This window comes from Pantoea sp. X-Soil-YNGN-785, assembly GCF_059730585.1.
This window is the reverse complement of the sequence record NZ_AP035942.1, coordinates 3,425,818-3,445,608: the sequence shown is the minus strand read 5'-3', so window position 1 is coordinate 3,445,608 and position 19,791 is coordinate 3,425,818. Positions and strand designations below refer to the sequence as shown.

The 19,791-nt window shown below is 56.9% G+C and carries 18 protein-coding genes; 7 read left to right on the top strand and 11 right to left on the bottom strand.

Going from position 1 to position 19,791, the window contains the following annotated elements; translation table 11 throughout:
• From AC6I8E_RS15945 to AC6I8E_RS15920, 6 genes are all read right to left on the bottom strand, one after another.
• Positions 1 to 306: an ElaB/YgaM/YqjD family protein gene (locus tag AC6I8E_RS15945; RefSeq protein WP_033733985.1), complete on the bottom strand. Its 306-nt coding sequence runs from the start codon at positions 304 to 306 to the stop codon at positions 1 to 3.
• Between the two features lie 35 nt (positions 307 to 341).
• Positions 342 to 716: a DUF1090 domain-containing protein gene (locus tag AC6I8E_RS15940; RefSeq protein WP_033784674.1), complete on the bottom strand. Its 375-nt coding sequence runs from the start codon at positions 714 to 716 to the stop codon at positions 342 to 344.
• Between the two features lie 190 nt (positions 717 to 906).
• The gene (mzrA, locus tag AC6I8E_RS15935) at positions 907 to 1,254 is read right to left on the bottom strand and encodes an EnvZ/OmpR regulon moderator MzrA (protein ID WP_013359131.1); all 348 of its coding nucleotides are present in this window, start codon (positions 1,252 to 1,254) and stop codon (positions 907 to 909) included.
• The gene (locus AC6I8E_RS15930) at positions 1,254 to 1,928 is read right to left on the bottom strand and encodes a DedA family protein (RefSeq protein WP_003850219.1); all 675 of its coding nucleotides are present in this window, start codon (positions 1,926 to 1,928) and stop codon (positions 1,254 to 1,256) included. Before AC6I8E_RS15930 ends, mzrA begins: the two co-directional genes overlap by 1 nt.
• A 323-nt stretch (positions 1,929 to 2,251) precedes the next feature.
• Positions 2,252 to 3,028 (bottom strand): transcriptional regulator ExuR, encoded by a 777-nt coding sequence (exuR, locus tag AC6I8E_RS15925; protein ID WP_013359130.1) that lies wholly within the window; start codon positions 3,026 to 3,028, stop codon positions 2,252 to 2,254.
• Between the two features lie 86 nt (positions 3,029 to 3,114).
• A complete protein-coding gene (locus AC6I8E_RS15920) occupies positions 3,115 to 4,419 on the bottom strand; it encodes an MFS transporter (protein WP_418162695.1) in 1,305 nt (434 codons plus the stop codon).
• 400 nt (positions 4,420 to 4,819) lie between these two features.
• Here AC6I8E_RS15920 and uxaC point away from each other — a divergent pair, with 400 nt between their 5' ends.
• The 5 genes from uxaC (at position 4,820) to AC6I8E_RS15895 (ending at position 10,007) form a co-directional block, all read left to right on the top strand.
• Positions 4,820 to 6,235, top strand: coding sequence for a glucuronate isomerase (gene uxaC / locus AC6I8E_RS15915; protein WP_095706630.1), 1,416 nt, complete (start codon positions 4,820 to 4,822; stop codon positions 6,233 to 6,235).
• A gap of 2 nt (positions 6,236 to 6,237) precedes the next feature.
• Positions 6,238 to 7,686, top strand: coding sequence for a tagaturonate reductase (locus AC6I8E_RS15910; RefSeq protein WP_095706631.1), 1,449 nt, complete (start codon positions 6,238 to 6,240; stop codon positions 7,684 to 7,686).
• Positions 7,687 to 7,690: 4 nt separating this feature from the next.
• Positions 7,691 to 9,181: a UxaA family hydrolase gene (locus AC6I8E_RS15905; protein WP_095706632.1), complete on the top strand. Its 1,491-nt coding sequence runs from the start codon at positions 7,691 to 7,693 to the stop codon at positions 9,179 to 9,181.
• 278 nt (positions 9,182 to 9,459) lie between these two features.
• Positions 9,460 to 9,699: a type II toxin-antitoxin system CcdA family antitoxin gene (locus tag AC6I8E_RS15900; protein WP_013359125.1), complete on the top strand. Its 240-nt coding sequence runs from the start codon at positions 9,460 to 9,462 to the stop codon at positions 9,697 to 9,699.
• On the top strand, positions 9,699 to 10,007 hold the full coding sequence (locus tag AC6I8E_RS15895; protein WP_041457112.1) for a CcdB family protein: 309 nt from the start codon (positions 9,699 to 9,701) through the stop codon (positions 10,005 to 10,007). Before AC6I8E_RS15900 ends, AC6I8E_RS15895 begins: the two co-directional genes overlap by 1 nt.
• Positions 10,008 to 10,349: 342 nt before the next feature.
• On the opposite strand, the gene sstT is transcribed toward AC6I8E_RS15895, so the two are convergent.
• The 3 genes from sstT to AC6I8E_RS15880 form a co-directional block, all read right to left on the bottom strand.
• On the bottom strand, positions 10,350 to 11,582 hold the full coding sequence (sstT, locus tag AC6I8E_RS15890) for a serine/threonine transporter SstT (protein WP_033784084.1): 1,233 nt from the start codon (positions 11,580 to 11,582) through the stop codon (positions 10,350 to 10,352).
• 235 nt (positions 11,583 to 11,817) lie between these two features.
• Positions 11,818 to 12,786 (bottom strand): TerC family protein, encoded by a 969-nt coding sequence (locus AC6I8E_RS15885; RefSeq protein ID WP_161735347.1) that lies wholly within the window; start codon positions 12,784 to 12,786, stop codon positions 11,818 to 11,820.
• A 255-nt stretch (positions 12,787 to 13,041) separates the two neighbouring features.
• Positions 13,042 to 14,028, bottom strand: a complete 987-nt coding sequence (locus tag AC6I8E_RS15880) for a Gfo/Idh/MocA family protein (RefSeq protein WP_095706633.1) — start codon at positions 14,026 to 14,028, stop codon at positions 13,042 to 13,044.
• Positions 14,029 to 14,174: 146 nt separating this feature from the next.
• On the opposite strand from AC6I8E_RS15880, the gene AC6I8E_RS15875 reads away from it, so the two are divergent.
• The gene (locus AC6I8E_RS15875) at positions 14,175 to 15,863 is read left to right on the top strand and encodes a chloride channel protein (protein WP_013359121.1); all 1,689 of its coding nucleotides are present in this window, start codon (positions 14,175 to 14,177) and stop codon (positions 15,861 to 15,863) included.
• On the opposite strand, the gene AC6I8E_RS15870 is transcribed toward AC6I8E_RS15875, so the two are convergent.
• Positions 15,860 to 16,363: a M48 metallopeptidase family protein gene (locus AC6I8E_RS15870; RefSeq protein ID WP_497824220.1), complete on the bottom strand. Its 504-nt coding sequence runs from the start codon at positions 16,361 to 16,363 to the stop codon at positions 15,860 to 15,862. The genes AC6I8E_RS15875 and AC6I8E_RS15870 overlap by 4 nt on opposite strands.
• 83 nt (positions 16,364 to 16,446) lie before the next feature.
• On the opposite strand from AC6I8E_RS15870, the gene rlmG reads away from it, so the two are divergent.
• Positions 16,447 to 17,565 (top strand): 23S rRNA (guanine(1835)-N(2))-methyltransferase RlmG, encoded by a 1,119-nt coding sequence (gene rlmG / locus AC6I8E_RS15865; RefSeq protein WP_497824219.1) that lies wholly within the window; start codon positions 16,447 to 16,449, stop codon positions 17,563 to 17,565.
• On the opposite strand, the gene AC6I8E_RS15860 is transcribed toward rlmG, so the two are convergent.
• Positions 17,566 to 19,584, bottom strand: a complete 2,019-nt coding sequence (locus AC6I8E_RS15860; protein WP_095706635.1) for an NADPH-dependent 2,4-dienoyl-CoA reductase — start codon at positions 19,582 to 19,584, stop codon at positions 17,566 to 17,568.
• Between the last annotated feature and the right edge of the window lie 207 nt (positions 19,585 to 19,791).

Genomic DNA, 19,791 nt, shown 5'->3' with positions numbered 1-19,791 from the left:
TTAGCGACGCGAAATGAGCATGCCGAGTGCGACGCCAATCGCTGCACCGATACCCACACCATGCCATGGATTCTCACGCACGTAGCCTTCGGCTTTCTGCGCCGCTTCGCGCGTAGTCGCTGCGATGCGCTCGCCTGATTCGCCCAGACGCTCACGTGAGCTGTCCAGCGCATCACGCGCTTTACTGCGAAGTTTATCCAGCTCGCCTTTGGATTTTTCGGTGCTGCTGCTCAGCACTTCTTCCAGGGTGTCGGCAAGGTTTTTCAGTTCAGCACGCAAATGTTCCGATGATGTGTCTTTAGACATAAAATACTCCTTTAACATCAGTTGGTTAATTCCGATTAATAGGGCTCCGCCTGTAACTTTTTCAGCTCCCGGCGCGCTTCATCCAGTTTTTGTTGTCGTTTGGCAATCTTCTCCCTGTCATGGCCCTCTTCACGCTCTTCCCTGAGTGCGTGCTCACGCTCAGCCACTTTCTGCTTCTGAGCATTAATTCTTTCCAGATGGGCGGCTTCCAGCTTTTTATCGCTGCAATCAGCCCGGACTTCGGTCAGCGCACGCTCCAGGCCGTTAACCCGGCGCTGGTTGTTATGCTTCTGCGCCATCCCGATTTCACGCTGAATATCCTGTTCTTTCTGTTCACAAAGCGATTCTGCTGCCAGCAGCGAACCCGACAGCGAAAGCAGCGCGACGCCCAGCAATACTTGATATTTCATCGGTCCTGAACCTTCCATTGCGACCTGATTCGTCATCACGCGTCAGGCATTATGCCTGCAGGTGCTGAAAATCGACTCTCGGTTAAGCATAGACATCGATAGTAAAAAGTTCAAAGAAGACCGGGAGATAGAGAGCCTTTCAGACCGCCGCACCCTTTCGCGGCGGTCTGAAAGCAAAGAGAGGGTCAGATTACGCCAGAGAGAGGTGCTGAGCGTGATCGTGCTGAGCGACGATAAAGCCCTGCGGCAGAAGGCGGCGTAATACCTTCTGTGCGGCCAGGCTCTGCTCTTCACTGTCAAAATGAATGATCAGTGCGTCACCCGCAGGCGTGATGCTTTTGATACGGATCCCCTGCGCGCTTAATTGCTGATAGAGATAAAAGCCATCAGGCAGCGTTGCGCCAGCATGAGAAACCCGAATCTGCACCACCGTCTCGTGCTGCATCAGAGGAGGAACCACACAAAGCGCGGTCAGCGCAAGCGCGCCAGCAATCAACCACGGTATCCACCGTTTAGGAATAGCCTGCAGCAGTTTCATTACTCGGCTTTCCCGTTCTGATTCGCCTGACGCTTACGCCATAACACGACCAGCGACCCCACCAGGCCAAAGACCAGCAGCGCCAGCGGCAGCATCATCAGGAAGAACATCATCTCATCTTCATAACGACGGAAAATGGGGGTTTTACCCAGTGCAAAGCCGATAACGGTCAGAATGACCACCCAGAGAAAAGCACTCACCCAGTTAAAGAACTGAAAGCGGGCATTGCTGAGGCCTGATAACCCGGCGATGGTTGGCAGCAGCGTTCGCACAAAGGCGATAAAGCGGCCAATCAACAGGGCAGATAAGCCGTGACGGTGGAACATACTGTGCGCGCGCAGATGATACTGGGCGGGTAGATGAGAAAGCCATTTCTGTACCGTAGGTGTATTGCCCAGCCAGCGGCCCTGAATGTAGCTCACCCAGCAGCCGAGGCTGGCTCCGGTGGTTAAAACCAGAATCGTTAATGGGAAACTCATGGTGCCTTTGGCAATCAGAACGCCGACCAGAATCAGCAGACTGTCACCCGGCAGAAATGCGGCAGGAAGCAGGCCATTTTCTAAAAACAAAATCATGAACAGCACGCCGTAAATGGCCCATACCAGCGTGGGGTCGGAGAGGGTTTCGTAGTCCTGTTGCCACAGGGCATGCAGCAACGCTTGCAAAATATCCATCAATCATTCCTGAACATCATTGTTAAACATGTCCCACAGGGACTTAAACGCAGACCGGCATTTCGTTATAAATTTTAGGAGCGCAGCCTGGGCGGGGTTTTCCGGATCCTTCCAGAATTGATTGTTAAATCAGCGACTTTATAAAACCCTGTCGCAAAGGGTAATAAAAGGGCGATAACTGTAACAAAAATCGCCTGTCTGAGACAGGAAAACTCTCTGGCGAACAGGAGTTTTACCTTGTGAAACGGCGTGTAAAAAGGAGCTTTACATGACCTGACACTATTGCAGATTAACTGACCATCTCAGGGTGTTTTCAGGCACGTTTAGCGGGCGTTATTGGACCCATCAGGCAGGATGACCGGATTTTCACCAAACATGTAACGATCCACGTTAAATTCAAAATCATCCGCCGTCGCGTTAAACAGCATCTGTTTAGTATTTTCCAGATGTTGCCACATCGCCAGTTTGCTGGCGGCGGGATCTTTACGCATCAGCGCTTTAAGAATCTGATCGTGGTCGTCGCACCAGCTGAGAATGCTGCGCTGGTCGATATGTTCGTGAAGTTTAAGCCAGTAGGGATTGTGCAGACGATGCAGCCACATTTTTTCAACGATGGCGGCTAAGGCACTGTTCTGGGTGGATTGCGCAATACGCACATGAAACTGCATGTCCCACTCGGAGTCGCGGAAGTGATCCTCCTGGCGGGCTTTTTCCTGTATCGCCATCAGATCGATAATGTCCTGACGCGTTACCTGGGTGGCAGCGAATTCCGCCACGTTACTCTCAATCAGCTGGCGCGCCTGAAGTAATTCAAACGGACCAAAGGTGGCAAACTCGAGCTGGCTGCTGGTGGCGGCGATACGATTCTGCTGCTGGCTGGCAATGACGTGAATGCCTGAACCTTTACGGACCTCAACATAGCCTTCCACTTCCAGCATGATAATCGCTTCGCGGACGACGGTACGGCTCACTTCCATCTCTTCGGCAATCAGGCGCTCAGCAGGCAGTTTGTCACCCACCGGATAGATTCCGGTTTCAATGCGGCTTTTCAGCTCGCTGGCCAGCTGTTGATAGAGTCGACGGGATTCAGTGATGTCCATAGCACAATCCTGGTAGCAGACAGATAAGTTGTTATACCACTTCAGGGCGTGCGAGGAAATGGGCTGACATAAGCCAGCCCGGCAGATTAACTGCGAACAACGCTGGCCTGCGGAATAACCGCTTCAGTATTCAGCTCTGAAATCGGTTTATTTTTCAGGACCGTCCAGATAACAACGGCACCCAGCAGATCAAATACCGCAAGTGCGGCAAACAGCGGGCTGAAGCCCAGCGTATCGGCCAGGGCGCCGACAACCAGCGCAAATAGGGTGCTGGCGGTCCAGGCGGCCATGCCGGTTAAGCCATTAGCTGTCGCAACTTCGTTGCGGCCAAAAACGTCTGACGACAGGGTGATCAGCGCGCCAGAGAGGGCCTGATGCGCAAACCCGCCGACGCACAGCAGACCAATGGCGACGTAAGGACTGGTGAACAGCCCGATGGTGCCCGGCGCTATCATCAACACCGCACCCATTGTCACCACCAGCTTACGGGAGACGATCAGGTTAACGCCGAACCAGCGCTGAAACAGCGGCGGCAGATAGCCACCCAGAATGCAGCCGAAATCCGCAAACAGCATCGGCATCCAGGCGAACATCGCAATCTCTTTCAGGTTGAAGCCGTACACCTTGAACATGAACAGCGGAATCCAGGCGTTGAACGTACCCCACGCCGGTTCTGCCAGAAAACGCGGCAGCGCAATGCCCCAGAACTGGCGGTTACGGATAATCTGCAGGGCCGACATTTTGCGGGTGTTGCCGGTCTGATGCTGCGCTTCCTGACCGGAGAGAATATAGTCGCGCTCTTCATCGCTCAGCTTCGTCTGCTGTTTCGGGTGCTTGTAAAACACCAGCCAGCAGAGCGCCCAGGCCATGCTCAGTACGCCGGTCATGATAAAGGCCATCTGCCAGCTGTGCGCCACGATCGCCCAGACCACCAGCGGCGGAGCCAGCATCGCCCCGATAGACGAACCGACATTAAAATAACCCACTGCGACGGAACGCTCTTTGGCCGGGAACCACTCACTGCTTGCCTTCAGTCCAGCCGGAATCATCGCTGCTTCAGCTGCACCGACGGCGCCACGTGCCAGAGCCAGGCCGCCCCAGCTGCCTGCCATCGCGGTTGCGGCACAGAATATTGCCCACAACACGGCAAACATGGCATAGCCGACTTTGGTGCCGAGAAGATCCAGCACATAACCTGCCACCGGTTGCATCAGCGTGTAGCAGGCTGAATAGGCCGCAATGATGTAGGAGTACTGCTGCGTGGTGATATGCAGCTCTGACATTAATGTCGGAGCCGCCACGGCAATGGTGTTACGGGTCAGATACCCCAACACTGTGCCGATCGTCACCAGTCCAATCATGTACCAGCGTAACCCTTTGATCTTACGCATCCTCTACCTCTTCCAGTTCTGTATGCGGTCTTGCCGCTGTTGTTATCTGGAGCGGGACAGCACGTGATGCAGCTCTGCTCACGCCCGCAGGTTCTGTGTGAGCAACCCTGTTATGACCTTGCCGTTATCTGAGTCTCTAACGACCTCATGATGGAGCGAGAGCCTAACTTGTTATACAACTTTAAAAGTTGAGAGCCATCACAAAAACCCTTTCTGCACTGTGGGATACTGGAAACCTGCGTAATGACAGCCATTTAGCGCGCTACGGGCGACAGAAATGTCCATAACGGCAGTCAGGGACCGCCGTTTATGTGAGCAGGATCGCAAATAAATTCGTAACGGACTAAAATTGGTATGATAACTTTGGGCCATCAGTGGTTCAGTCGATGAGGAAGCTTGTATGTCACGTTTCATGACCGAGGATTTTTTACTGGATAGCGAATTCGCCCGTCGTCTCTATCACGACTACGCGAAGGATCAGCCGATTTTCGACTATCATTGCCACTTACCGCCGCAGCAGATTGCCGAAAACTATCGTTTTGCTAACCTTTATGACATCTGGCTGAAGGGCGATCACTACAAATGGCGGGCAATGCGCGCCAACGGTGTGGCTGAAGCGTTCTGTACCGGTAACGCCAGCGATCGTGAAAAATTTGATGCCTGGGCACGCACCGTGCCGCACACCATCGGCAACCCGCTTTATCACTGGACCCACCTGGAATTGCGCCGGCCTTTCGGCATTACCGATACGCTGCTTTCTGAGAAAACCGCCGACAGCATCTGGCATCGCTGCAATGAACTGCTGGCTCAGGATAGCTTTACCACGCGCGGCATCATGCAGCAGATGAAGGTGAAGATGGTCGGCACCACCGACGATCCGCTGGATGACCTGCGCCATCACCGTGCACTGGCAGACGATGCCAGCTTCAGCGTCAAGGTGCTGCCGAGCTGGCGTCCGGATAAAGCCTTTAATATCGAAGCCGAAACCTTCCTGCCGTGGATCGCGACGCTGGAGCAGCTGACCGACATCAGCGTTCAGCGTTTTGACGATCTGCGCCGCGCACTATATCAGCGGCTGGATCACTTTGCGGCTCACGGCTGTAAAGTTTCCGATCACGCGCTGGATGTGGTCTGTTATGCCGAGGCGGATGACGCCACGCTGGATGCAATCCTGGCGCGTCGTCGTAGCGGTGCCGCGCCGAACCCGCAGGAAACGGCCCAGTTTAAAACGGCGGTACTGGTCTGGCTGGGCAGCGAATATGCCCGCCGTGGCTGGGTACAGCAGTACCACATTGGCGCACTGCGCAATACCAACCCGCGCCAGTATCAGCTGCTGGGGCCGGATGTGGGCTTTGACTCCATCAACGACCAGCCGCTGGCGGAACCGCTGGCACGCCTGCTGGGCGCGCAGAATCTCAACAATGCACTGCCGAAAACTATCCTCTATTGCCTGAATCCGCGCGACAACGAAGTGTTGGCCACCATGGCGGGCAATTTCCAGGGAGAAGGTCAGGCGGGCAAAATGCAGTTCGGTTCAGCCTGGTGGTTCAACGATCAGCTGGACGGTATGCAGCGTCAGATGACGCAGCTGGCGCAGATTGGCCTGCTGAGCCGCTTCGTCGGGATGCTGACCGACAGCCGCAGCTTCCTCTCCTACACCCGCCACGAATATTTCCGCCGGTTGCTGTGCCAGATGATTGGCCGCTGGGTAGAGCAGGGTGAAGCCCCCGCCGATGAAGCGCTGTTAGGTCAGATGGTACAGAACATCTGCTTTAACAACGCCCGCGATTACTTCGGTATCGAGCTGGGAGCCTGATAATGAAAAGGCTAAACCGCCACGACTTTCCCGGTGCAGTCTATCGCGACCGGGTGATCCAGTTTGGCGAAGGCAATTTCCTGCGCGCCTTTATCGACTGGCAGATTGACTGGCTGAATGAACATCAGGGCACCGATGCCGGGATCGTGGTGGTGCGGCCACGCAACCGTGAAGTCAGCGACAGCCTGAACCAGCAGGATGGCCTCTACACCACGCTGATCCGCGGACTGAACGATCAGGGCGAGCAGGTCAGCGAAACCCGGCTGATCCGCAGCCTCAACCGTGAAATCCAGCCCTGGCAGCAGTTCGGCGAATTTATGGCGCTGGCCCGGAATCCTGACCTGCGTATGGTCTTTTCCAACACCACTGAGGCGGGCATCACTTTTGTCGGCACGGACCAGCTCACCGATCAGCCTGCCAGTAGCTTCCCGGGCAAACTGACGCAACTGCTGTGGGCGCGCTATTCACACTTCAATGGGGCCAGCGATCGGGGCTGGCTGGTGGTGCCGTGCGAGCTGATTGACCATAACGGCGACGCGTTGCGCGATCTGGTTCTGCGCTACGCCGATCACTGGCATCTTCCATCCGAATTTAAAACCTGGATTCATCAGCACTGTGCTTTCTACAACACCCTGGTTGACCGCATCGTTACCGGCTTCCCGGCGGAAAGCGAGCAGCTGCAACGTGAGCTGGGTTATGAAGATCGCTATCTGGTGGCGGGTGAAGTCTACTATCAGTTTGTTATTCAGGGGCCGTCGGCGCTGTTCAGTGAGCTGAAGCTGGCGGCGCTGTCGCCGCAGGTCCGGCATGTGGATGACATTGCGCCCTATAAAGCGCAGAAAGTGGCCATCCTTAATGGCGCGCATACCGCGATGGTGCCGGTGGCGTTTCTGGCCGGGATTGAGAGCGTGGGTGAGGCGATGGCCGATCCGGCCATTGCCGGATTTGTGGACAACCTGCTGCGTTACGAAGTGATCCCGACGCTGGATCTGCCGACAAACGAACTGCACGCCTTTGCCGATGCGGTTCAGCGGCGCTTCCGCAATCCGTTCATTCGTCACGCGCTGCTGTCGATTGCCCTCAACGGCATGACCAAATTCCGCACCCGTCTCCTGACGCCACTGCTTGCCGCACATCAGCAAACCGGTGAATGGCCGGCACACATCACCTTTGCGCTGGCGGCGCTGATTGCTTTCTACCGCGGTGAGTCAGCCGGAAAAAGCTGGCCGTTACAGGATGAGCCGCAGTGGCTACAGCGCTACGCCGACGGCTGGAAAGCGGTTGATGCGGACCAGATGTCGCCGCAACAGCTGGTGCACGCTGTGCTCAGCGACGCGCAACACTGGGGCGAAGATTTAACCCGTCAGCCCGGACTGGCTGCGGTTGTTACCCGACACCTGCAAAATATCATCGCTCACGGAATGCGTGAGGCGCTGAGCCAACTGAGATAACGCTATGCAAGATGCAATCAAAATTGATCCCCGCGACAACGTCGCCGTGGCGTTACGTGACCTGGATGCGGGCGCCACGATAGCGCTGCCGCCACTGAGCGTGGCGCTGCAACAGGCCGTGGGACGCGGGCATAAATTTGCCCTGAAGCCTATCGCGCAGGATGAGCTGGTAATCAAATATGGGCTGCCAATTGCCCATGCCACACAACCTGTGGCCGCCGGTGAGGTCATCCATTCGCAGAACGCCCGCACTAATCTCAGCGATCTGGATCATTATGCGTATCAGCCCGATTTTGTGACGCTGCCACCGCAGCCGGGTGACCGTGAGGTGCAGATCTACCGTCGCGCTAACGGCGAAGTCGGCATCCGCAATGAGCTGTGGATCCTGCCGACCGTTGGCTGCGTCAACGGGATTGCACGTCAGATCCTGCAGCGTTTCCTGAAAGAGACCCAGGAGGCAGAAGGCATTGACGGTGCATTCCTGTTCAGCCACACCTTCGGCTGCTCGCAGCTGGGGCAGGACCACGAAAACACCCGCACCATGCTGCAGAATATGGTGCGCCATCCCAACGCGGGCGCGGTGCTGGTGATTGGTCTGGGTTGTGAGAACAATCAGGTCGATGCCTTCCGCGATACGCTTGGCGCGTTCGAAAGTGACCGGGTCGAATTTATGGTCTGCCAGCAGCACGATGACGAGGTGGAAGCCGGGCTGGAGCGTCTGCATGCGTTGTATGAAAAAATGCGCCACGACCGGCGCGAGCCAGGCAAGCTCAGCGAGCTGAAGTTTGGTCTGGAGTGCGGCGGCTCAGACGGTTTTTCAGGTATCACTGCCAACCCGCTGCTGGGGCGTTTCTCAGATCAGATGATCGCTAATGGCGGCACGACCGTGCTGACCGAAGTGCCGGAGATGTTTGGCGCAGAGCGGATTCTGATGAGCCGCTGCCGCGACGAAGAGACCTTCGGCAAAACGGTGGCGATGATCAACGACTTTAAACAGTACTTTATCGATCACCAGCAGCCGATCTACGAGAACCCGTCACCGGGCAACAAAGCGGGCGGCATCACCACGCTGGAAGAGAAGTCGCTGGGCTGTACCCAGAAAGCAGGGCAGAGCCAGGTGGTCGATGTGCTGAAGTATGGCGAGCGGTTAAAAACGCCGGGGCTGAATCTGTTGAGCGCACCGGGTAATGATGCGGTTGCCACCAGTGCGCTGGCCGGAGCCGGTTGCCACATGGTGCTGTTCAGTACCGGACGCGGCACACCGTATGGGGGTTTTGTGCCGACGGTGAAGCTGGCGACCAACACGCCGCTGGCGGAGAAAAAACCGCACTGGATCGACTTTAATGCCGGACGTTTGATCGAGGGGATGAGCATGGATGCGATGCTGGAAGATTTTGTCGACAGCATTGTGGCAATTGCCAGCGGTCAGCAGACCAACAATGAGAAAAACGATTTCCGCGAGCTGGCGATTTTCAAAAGCGGTGTGACGCTCTAAACAAAAACGACCCGCCAGAGTGCGGGTCGTTTCAAATCGTTGATAAAATCTGGCCGGTTGCAGGACCTACGTTTTGCGTTGTTCAAAAAATGCTCATGGCGTTTTTATCCGGGGGGCGGACCGCTTATCCTGCTCTGCCCGTATTCCCTGCGCTTTAAGGCGAAGAGAATGTCAGACACAAAGAAACATCTTTTCGATCGCCTGGACTTAATTTTCCTTGTTTGCGAGCTATTGATGTGCGTAGTCTACCCACATCAATACGCACGCTGGAGGTTTATATGGGCGAAGTAGCCACAAAACCAACGAAAAACATCAACGTCACTATCGACACGAAACTGGCCCTGGAAGCGCGTGAAGCAGGGATTAACTTCTCTCAGACACTTGCTAAAGCGGTGCGCGCAGAGCTGAAATCTCTCGCAGCAGAACGCTGGAAACATGAAAACGCGGACGCTATCGACTATCTGAACCAGCTCAGTGACGAGCATGGCCTTTTCTCTGACGAACACAGGACGTTCTGATGCAGTTTGACGTTTACAGGAACACCGGGAAGGCGGAGATATACCCATTAGTTTTGGACGTTCAGAGCGACATCATTGGCCGGCGGAAAACCCGGATGGCTATTCCTCTGTTCCCGCATGAGAACTACAAAGGGCCACGTGCTGAACGGCTAACGCCAATTCTGGTCATAGAGGGGCAAAAATACGTGATGATGACCCACGAAATGGCGAGTGTACCGGAAAAGGCGCTACGCGAAGACGTGGAGAACATCAGCGGTCAGGCGGTGGTGATAAAATCTGCCCTCGATTTTCTGTTTGATGGTATCTGAAAACCTGACTGAAAGGGCTGGTTTTAAGACACACGTTAAACCCTATCGTGTTTATCACACCCTAACGTGTCCGCCATTTGAAATCCTGCCCGCTTTAAAGGACGGGCAGTATGCCAAAAACGTCAGGTCGCGCCCGGCTACCCATTGCCTGGTGATTCAGGCATTGAAGCGACCTTCTTGTTATCGGTTTATCAGGGTGAAACAGGCGTAAGACCCAAATCTGAATTCAAAAATGTAATCAGTTAACGAATTCAGTCGGTACTTGGTTCAGGCAAGGCGCAAAGGCTTACTGTGAGCCGTCCAGGGCCATATACCGACTAATCGTCTTTTTGTCTTCCAGAATCAGGCCCGGCTGGTTTCGCGCTCCGCTTCTGCCTGACAGACAGCGGCGGTAAACAGAATATCCGTTGAGGAGTTCAGCGCGGTTTCCGCTGAATCCTGCAGGACGCCGATAATAAAGCCCACGGCCACCACCTGCATCGCCAGATCATTCGGAATGCCGAACATATTGCAGGCAACCGGGATCAGCAGCAGCGAACCGCCCGCCACGCCCGATGCACCACAGGCACAGAGTGACGCCACCAGACTCAGCAGAATCGCCGTCGGCACATCAATGCTGATCCCCAGCGTATGCACCGCCGCTAGCGTCAGCACGGTAATGGTGATCGATGCACCCGCCATACTGATGGTCGCGCCCAGCGGAATCGACACCGAATAGGTATCCTCATCCAGATCCAGACGTTTCGCCAGCGCCATATTCACCGGAATGTTGGCGGCAGAACTGCGAGTAAAGAAGGCGGTCACGCCGCTTTCACGCAGGCAGGTGAAGACCAGCGGATAGGGGTTACGACGGATTTTCCAGAACACCAGCAGCGGGTTTACCACCAGCGCCATCAACACCATGCAGCCCAGCAGCAGCGCCAGCAGATGGGCATATTGCCACAGCGCGCCAAAGCCGGTTGAGGCCAGAATCGACGCCACCAGACCGAAAATACCAACCGGGGCGCAGCGGATGACGCAGCGCACCAGCCAGGTCACCGCCTCAGAGGCATCGTTGAGAAAGGCACGGGTGCTGTCACTGCTGTGACGGAACGCCAGCCCCAGGCCAATCGCCCATACCAGAATGCCGATGTAGTTCGCCTGCATCAGAGCCGTGATCGGATTCGACACCATGCTCATCAACAGTCCACGCAACACTTCGGTAATGCCGGAAGGGGGAACGATTTCCGTGCTGCCCACCGCCAGCGTCAGCGTTTGCGGGATCAGATGGCTGAAGACCACCGCGACGACCGCCGCGAAAAAGGTGCTCAGCAGATAGAGCATGATGATTGGCCGGATATTGGTTTTCTGGCCCTGCTGGTGGTTGGCAATCGAAGCGATGACCAGTACCAGAACCAGCAATGGCGCGACCGCTTTCAGCGCACTGACAAACAGTTCACCCAGCAGACCGACCGCCAGCGCGGCATCGTGTGAAATCCAGGCGAGCGCCACACCGGCGATCAGCCCAATCATGATTTGCTTCACCAGGCTTCCGGCGAGCAGTGTGCCCAGACGTGCGGAGAGAGTTTTCTGCATAATATTTTCTATATTTTGTCGCGGATGTAGTTTCAGACGCGATGTTTTACATCGGCTAAAACGGTTTGCCCGGCGGAGTATAAGGAAATGACAGGCTGAGAAAAGAGAAAGTTCTGTCGCTGTGGCACAGGTCAGGTTTTTATTATGCTGGATAGTGGAAGTGTGACAGAGAGATGAAATGGCGTGACAGGCTGCCACAAAATAAAACAGGGGCATCCGCTGCCCCCGCAGGTAATTATGGTGTGAGCTTTTTCTGGTCTCTTTTGCGGTTAACCCAGGCGTTGATCAGCAGGGTAGACGCCAGAATGGCACCGACTACACCCAGTGAGATCCCGACCGGGATATGGTAGAGGTCGACAATCAGCATCTTGAAGCCGATGAACACCAGCACAATCGCCAGGCCATACTTCAGCATCGAGAAACGTTCCGCCACGTTCGCCAGCAGGAAGTACATGGCACGCAGGCCCAGGATAGCGAACAGGTTTGAGGTCAGCACGATGAACGGGTCGGTGGTCACGGCGAAGATCGCCGGGATACTGTCGACGGCAAAGATCACGTCACTGAGTTCCACCATAATCAGCACCAGCAGCAGCGGCGTCGCAAACAGCACGCCGTTTTTGCGGGTGAAGAACTTCTCGCCGTCGAGATCGTCGGTCATGCGTAAATGCTTACGCAGCCAGCGCACCACAGGCTTGTCGCCGACCGCACCGTCATCCTCTTTCGCCAGCGCCATTTTCACGCCGGTAAACAGCAGGAAGGCACCGAAGACATAGAGGATCCAGCTGAACTGCGTGACCAGCCAGCTACCCGCGAAGATCATGATGGTACGCAGTACTATAGCGCCCAATACGCCGTAGATCAGCACGCGGCGCTGCAGATTAGCCGGAATAGAGAAGTAGCTGAACAGCATCAGCCAGACGAAGACATTATCGACCGCCAGCGCTTTTTCCAGCACGTAACCGGTCAGAAAGGCGAGCGTCTGCGTATTAGCCACTTCACGTCCTGCGCTACCCTCCAGATACCACCAGAAGGCGGCGCTGAACAGCAGTGAGACAGAAACCCAGATCAGCGACCAGACAGCCGCCTGTTTGAAAGACATGGTCTGCGCGCCGCGGCGTCCCTGCAACAGCAGGTCGATAGCCAGCATGATCAGCACCACAACCGCAAAGCTGCCCCACAGTAGAGGCGTACCCACAGTTTGCATATTCGTATCCTGTCTTAAAAATAAAAAAACGGCTGAAGTCAGAAGACGTCAGCCGCTTATTTTTGTGTAAGCAAACCTCGCCTTCCGGCAAGGTCTCACTTACAACACAGAAATGGATTCCGGGTTGCCTGATGACCGGATGCTTGCGCAACGTAATGACGATCAATCAGCTTACAAGTTACTCCCCTTTGCAGGAGGGTAAGTTACGGTCTCGCCGCACAGGAAGCAACACCTCGCAGACATATTTAGAAATATTTACACAGCCGCCCGATCGGCCGGGAAGATCACGCCGGTCTGACGGCGGATTTCAGTCAGCAGTGCGGCGGTAATCCGCGAAACCTCAAGTCCCGGATGGTCCACCTGACGATGCTCAACCAGCCGGGCAAACGCGGCTGCTTCATACAGCATGGTGTTGATATGCTGCGGCTGGCTCAGCGCCTGCTTTTCCGCACCGCGAGGGATAAAGGTCAGCTGCTGGCACTCCGATAGCTTTTCAATCACCAGCGCGCCCGCCTCACCCTGAATCTCGCTGGGCAGGCTGGAGTCACTCACTTTTGAATGCAGGATCGTCACGTCGAAGTCGCCGTAGCTCAGCACGACGACGCCATGCGCATCCACGCCGCTCGCCAGCAAGGTCGCGGTGGCCTGCACACGACCCGGCTCGCCCCACAGCGCCACCGCCGAGGCCAGGCAGTAATAACCGATATCCATCACCGAACCGTTCGACCAGCGCGGATCAAAGGTATTCGGGTTCTCGCCGTTAAGATAGCGCGGATAACGTGAGGAGTACTGACAGTAATTCAGCAGCGCTTTTCGCAGTTTGCCCACGTCAGGCAGCGCCTGCTGCAGCCGCAGGAAATTCGGCAGGCTGGCGGTTTTAAACGCCTCAAATAGCACCACCTGATGCTCACGGGCGCAGGCGATCATCTTCTCTGCTTCCGCCAGATTCGAGGCCAGTGGTTTTTCGCAAATGACATGCTTGCCGTGCGACATAAACAGCAGCGCCTGCTCGCAGTGCAGGGCATTGGGACTGGCAAGATAGACCGCATCAATCTCCGGGCTGGCGGCCAGGGCGTCCAGTGAAGTGAAGGTCTGTTTGCAGGGATAATCGGCAATAAAGCCGTCAGCCTGTTGCTGACTGCGTGAATAGACCGCGCAGAGCTTCATCGCTCCGGTTTCATGAGCGGCATCAATAAACTGGCGTGTAATCCAGTTTGTTCCCACAATGGCAAAACGAATCACGTCATCTCTCCGGCAGCGGTAAAGCGGCAGAGTAACATCTCACCGACGCGGTGCAAGCGCGCCGGGCAGGCAGGGATTGATCCTGCGATCCGCATTCCAATACTATGCGGAAGCGATAATAAACAGGCATCAACCAGGGAGCACAGGTGAAAGCAAGTAAGCACGCATTAAACTGGACCACATTGCTGATTGCCATTCCGGTCGGGTGTGCGGCGTCGCTGGTGACGCTGGCTTTTCGCGGCGTCATTGAGCTGATCAACCATCTGCTGTTTGCCCGCAGCGGCGACATTACCGAATCACTGCATCTCTGGCCGTGGATCTTCTGGCCGCTGCTGGTGGGCGCAGGCGGGGTGCTGGCGGGCTATTTCCTGCGTTATGCGGTAGCCATCGAGCAGCAGCAGACGGTGAAAACGGATTACCTTGAAGTGATCAACGCCCGGCTCGACGCGGTGCCGACCAAAACCTCGCTGTTCCGCGCCTTGTCGTCGATTGCCAGTATCGGCAGCGGTGCGTCGATCGGTAAAGAGGGGCCGATGGTGCAGCTCTCGGCACTGTGCGGCAGCGCGATTGGCCGCCTGTTACCGTCCTCGCTTAACCTGAAAAACAGTGACGTGGTGGCGATGGCGGCCGCGGCAGGCCTCGCGTCGGTCTACCATGCGCCGCTGGCCTCCGCGATTTTCGTCGCGGAGATCGCCTTCGGCATTTCCGCGTTGCAGCGGCTGATCCCCCTGATCATCGCCTCGGCAACGGCGGTGATGACCATGTGGACGCTGGGCTTTCGCAGCGCGCTCTATCCGCTGGCGGAGGCGAGCTTCGCCATGGATCTCAGCAGCCTGCTGATGACGGTAGTGATTGGTCTGAGCGCCGGACTGGCGGGCTGGATGCTGATTAAGTGCATCGCCCGTAGCAAAATGATGTTCAGCCGGGTTGCCTCGCTGCCCGTGCGTCTGGGCGTGGGCGGCTTTGCGGTAGGCTTACTGGCGCTGATCTCCACCGATATCCTCGGCAACGGCTATGAAGTCATCGTCAAAGTGATGGCGGGCAACTATCTGCTGCCGGGGCTGCTGCTGTTGCTGGTGCTGAAAACCCTCGCCACCAGCCTGTCGGTAGGGTCGAACGCCGTTGGCGGACTCTTCACACCTTCGCTGCTGATTGGCGCGCTGCTTGGCGTCATCATCGCCACGGTGGGGGCAGCGCTGCATCTGCCGCTGGGTAATGTGCTGCTTTATGCCGCGATTGGCATGGCGGCGGTGCTGGCGGCAGTCAGTCAGGCGCCGTTGATGGCGATGCTGATGGTGCTGGAGATGACGCTTAACAGCAGCCTGCTGTTCCCGCTGATGATCGCCACCGTGCTGGCTTCAATGGTGGTCTATCGCCTGCAATCGGCCAGTACCTATCCAGTAGTGAGTCATCATTTCAGCCGTTCAGAGGCGAAATATGATTTCGATAACATGCGCATTGCCGAGTTAATCATTCCCGGTGCGGCGCTGCAGCCGGAAGAGTCAGTGGGGCAGGCGCTGGCGGTCAGCTCGCTGAAGCGTGAACGCTACGTCTATGTCATTAATGCCGCCGGCGCTTTCCTCGGCGTGGTGTCGATTCATGAGATTTCGCGCCGGGTGCTGGCGCAGGAGATCACCCTCGATTCACCGGTGCAGTGCGTGATGGATCAGGATTTCCCGGTGGTGTTTGAGAATCAGAGTATGCGCGAGGGCTGGGAGGCGTTTGCGGCGGTCACGCTGGAGCGACTGCCGGTGCTGAATAATCCCCGGGAGCGACGCTTTCTGGGGGCGCTGACCAAAACCAGCCTGATTCAGAAAGCGCAGGAGTTTCTTTAAGCTGCGTTGCCGCGCATCGCCTGGTCAGTCATCCAGAGTCGCGCATCAAATTCGAGCTGGTGGTAATCCGGCTCCATATGGCAGCAGAGCTGATAGAACGCCTTATCGTGATCTTTCTCTTTCAGGTGCGCCAGCTCATGCACCACGATCATCCGCAGAAACGGCTCTGGCGCGAGGCGGAAAATGGTCGAGATGCGGATCTCCGCTTTCGCCTTGAGTTTACCGCCCTGAATCCGTGAGATGGCCGTGTGCAGGCCAAGTGCGTGTTTCATCACCTTAATCTTGTTATCCCACATCACTTTGCTGATCGGTGGTGCGTTGCGCATATAGCGGTTTTTCAGCGCCTGGGTGTAGTCATACAGCGCTTTATCACTCATCACGTCGTGGGTGTCGGGATAACGTTCCTGCAGAAACGCACCTAAGCGCTGATGGGTAATCAGCGTCTGAACCTGCTCAAGCAGAGGGGCAGGATAGCCCTGAAGGTAGATCAGTGAGGACATTAGGGATTCCAGGCGAAAGACAGTATACTGCGCCCCCGTTTTTGGGGCGAAAATCAACCAAAGTGTACCACGCCGGAGAATTCATGAGCCAACTTGAACTGAACGATCGCACACTGATCCTGCATCGCTTCCCGCAGATGCGTGACGAAAGTCCATTACAAGCCTGGGATGCGGCTGATGAATATCTGTTACAGCAGGCGCTGCCGGGAGGACCGGTGCTGGTCTTCAACGACAGTTTCGGGGCATTAACCTGCGCCCTGAGTCCACGCACCGTCTGGCACGTCAGCGACTCCTGGCTCAGCCAGCAGGCCGCCCGTCAGAACCTTTCCTTTAATGGGCTGGATGACAGCGACGTACATTTTGTTGATAGCCTGGCTGAACTGCCGGCGGCTCCGGCGGCGGTGCTGATTAAGATACCGAAAACGCTGGCGCTGCTGGAGCATCAGCTGCGTGCCATTCGCGAAGTCGTCACACCCGATACGGTGATTCTGGCGGCGGCGCGCGCCAAAGAGATCCATAACTCGACTCTGCAGCTGTTCGAACAGATCATCGGTGAAACCAAAACCTCACTGGCGTGGAAAAAAGCGCGTCTGATTTTCAGCCAGTTTAGCAAGCCTGCACTGCGTGAGGCGACGCTGGCGCTGGTCTGGTCGCTGGATGGCACCCCTTACCAGATTCACAACTACGCCAACGTCTTCTCACGCTCGTCGCTGGATATCGGCGCACGGCTGTTTGTGCAGCATCTGCCGGAAAACATTGAGGGTGAGATTGTCGATCTGGGCTGTGGCAACGGCGTGGTAGGACTGGTGGCGCTGGAGCAGAATCCGCAGGCCGAAGTGCATTTCCTTGATGAGTCTTATATGGCGGTCGCCTCCAGCAAGCTTAACGTGGAAGTAAACCGCCCTGACGATCTGTCGCGCTGCCAGTTCCTGGTGAACAACGTGCTGAGCGGCTATCCGTCGGATCGGCTGCATGCGGTGCTGTGCAACCCGCCGTTCCATCAACAGCACGCCGTCACCGATCATCTGGCATGGCAGATGTTCCGCGATGCGAAACGCTGCCTTCAGTATGGCGGCGAGTTGCGCATTGTCGGCAACCGCCACCTCGATTATCACCACAAGCTGAAGAAGCTGTTCGGCAACTGCACGCTGATCGCCTCTAACCAGAAGTTTGTGGTGCTGCGCGCGGTGAAAATGCGCTAGTCAGACCGTTAACGCCAGCTGCGTCGCCTGCGCGATCGCGCGGCGCGCATCCAGCTCCTGCGCCACATCTGCACCGCCTATCACCGTCACCACCTGTCCTTTTGCACGCAGCGCGGCTTCCAGTTCGCGCTGCGGCTCCTGTCCGGCACAGATAATCACGTTATCCACCGCCAGCAGCAGCGTTTCGCCGTTGCGCCGCAGATGCAGGCCGCTGTCATCAATCGCCAGATACTCCATGCTGCCCCACATCTCCACGCCGCGCGCCTGCAGACTGGCGCGATGGATCCAGCCGGTAGTTTTTGCCAGTCCGGCACCGGGTTTCCCCGTCCTGCGCTGCAGCAGCCAGATTTGCCGTAACGCGGCAGGCGGCTCAGGTTTCACGATGCCACCGCGCTGCGTCAGGCTGTGGTCGATGCCCCATTCGGCGTAAAATGCCGCCCGATCCTCGTCATGGGAAGGCTGTGACAGATACTCCGCCACATCAAAGCCAATCCCGCCGGCGCCGATAATCGCCACCCGTTTACCCACCGGGCGCTTATCGCGCAGCACCTCAAGATAGCTGAGCACGCTGGGGTGATCGATGCCCGGAATATCGGGCGTGCGCGGCTGGATGCCGGTTGCCAGCACCACTTCATCGGCGTCACACAGCTGATCCGCCGTGACCCGACAGCCGGTTTTAACCGTCACGCCCGCAGCCGCCAGCTGATTGCGGAAGTAGCGCAGGGTTTCGCTGAACTCTGATTTGCCGGGGATCTGCCGGGCAATATTGAACTGGCCGCCAATGTCGGGCGCGGCTTCATACAGCGTCACCTGATGGCCGCGCTGCGCCGCCTGCAGCGCAAACGCCATTCCGGCGGGACCGGCACCTACCACCGCCAGCCTGCGCGGTGCGATGGTGGCAATGACCGGCATCAGCGACTCATGGCAGGCGCGCGGATTGACCAGACAGGAGGTGATCTTCCCGGCAAACACCTGGTCGAGGCAGGCCTGGTTACAGGCAATGCAGGTGTTGATGCTGTCGGGTTGGCCGCGCTGTGCTTTGCTGACAAAAGCAGGATCGGCAAGGAAAGGGCGCGCCATCGAGACCATATCGGTGCAGCCCGACTGCAATAGCTCTTCGGCAACGGCGGGGTGGTTAATGCGGTTGGTGGCGATCACCGGCACAGACACGTGGGCTCGCAGGCGCTGCGTTACCCAGGCAAAGGCCGCGCGCGGCACGCAGGTAGCGATGGTCGGGATGCGCGCCTCGTGCCAGCCAATGCCGGTATTGAACAGCGTGACGCCACACTGCTCCAGCTCGCCCGCCAGCAGCAGCGTCTCCTCCAGCGTGCTGCCCTCTTCGATCAGGTCGAGCATCGACAGCCGGAAGATGATGATAAAGGCGTCGCCGGTTGCGGCACGCACCGCGCGGGTAATTGCCAGCGCGAACTGCATCCGCTGGCGGAAGTCGCCGCCCCAGCGATCGGTGCGCTGATTGGTGTGCTTCACCAGAAACTGATTAATCAGGTAGCCTTCGGAACCCATAATCTCCACGCCATCGTAGCCCGCCTGCTGCGCCAGACGGGCACAGCGGGCAAAGTCCTCAATGGTCTGTTCAATCGCCGCCTCACTCATCGCCTGTGGCGTGAACGGGTTAATCGGGGCCTGACGTGCCGAAGGCGCAACCAGATCGGGCTGATAGCTGTAACGGCCGGTATGCAGGATCTGCAGGGCGATTTTGCCCTGATGCTGATGCACCGCCGCCGTGATCTGACGATGCCAGCTGCACTGCGCCTCATCGGTAAGCATCGCGCCATGCGCGGTGGTGACACCCTGCGCATTGGGCGCAATGCCGCCGGTGACGATCAGCGCGACGCCTTCACGCGCCCGCTCGCCATAGAACGCCGCCAGCCGGGCTGCGCCATCCGGATGCTCTTCCAGACCGGTGTGCATCGATCCCATCAGAAAGCGGTTTTTCAGTTGAGTAAAGCCAAGATCCAGCGGCGTAAACAGCGCAGGATAATCAGGATTGACGGACATGATAGTCACTCACAGTTAAGTGGTCGGATGAGTTTACTCTAGCCACTTCTGCGTTAAAAAAAAGTGAAAGAATGTCAGGGTGTGAGTGAAATCATAAACATCGGTGGGGAAAGGCGAATGAGTGGGAGCAGGGAGGTTGTGCGTTACGCAGCACCGCCATCTCCTGCATCGCTTTTGATGTTCAGACCGATTAACCGGCTCTGAAAC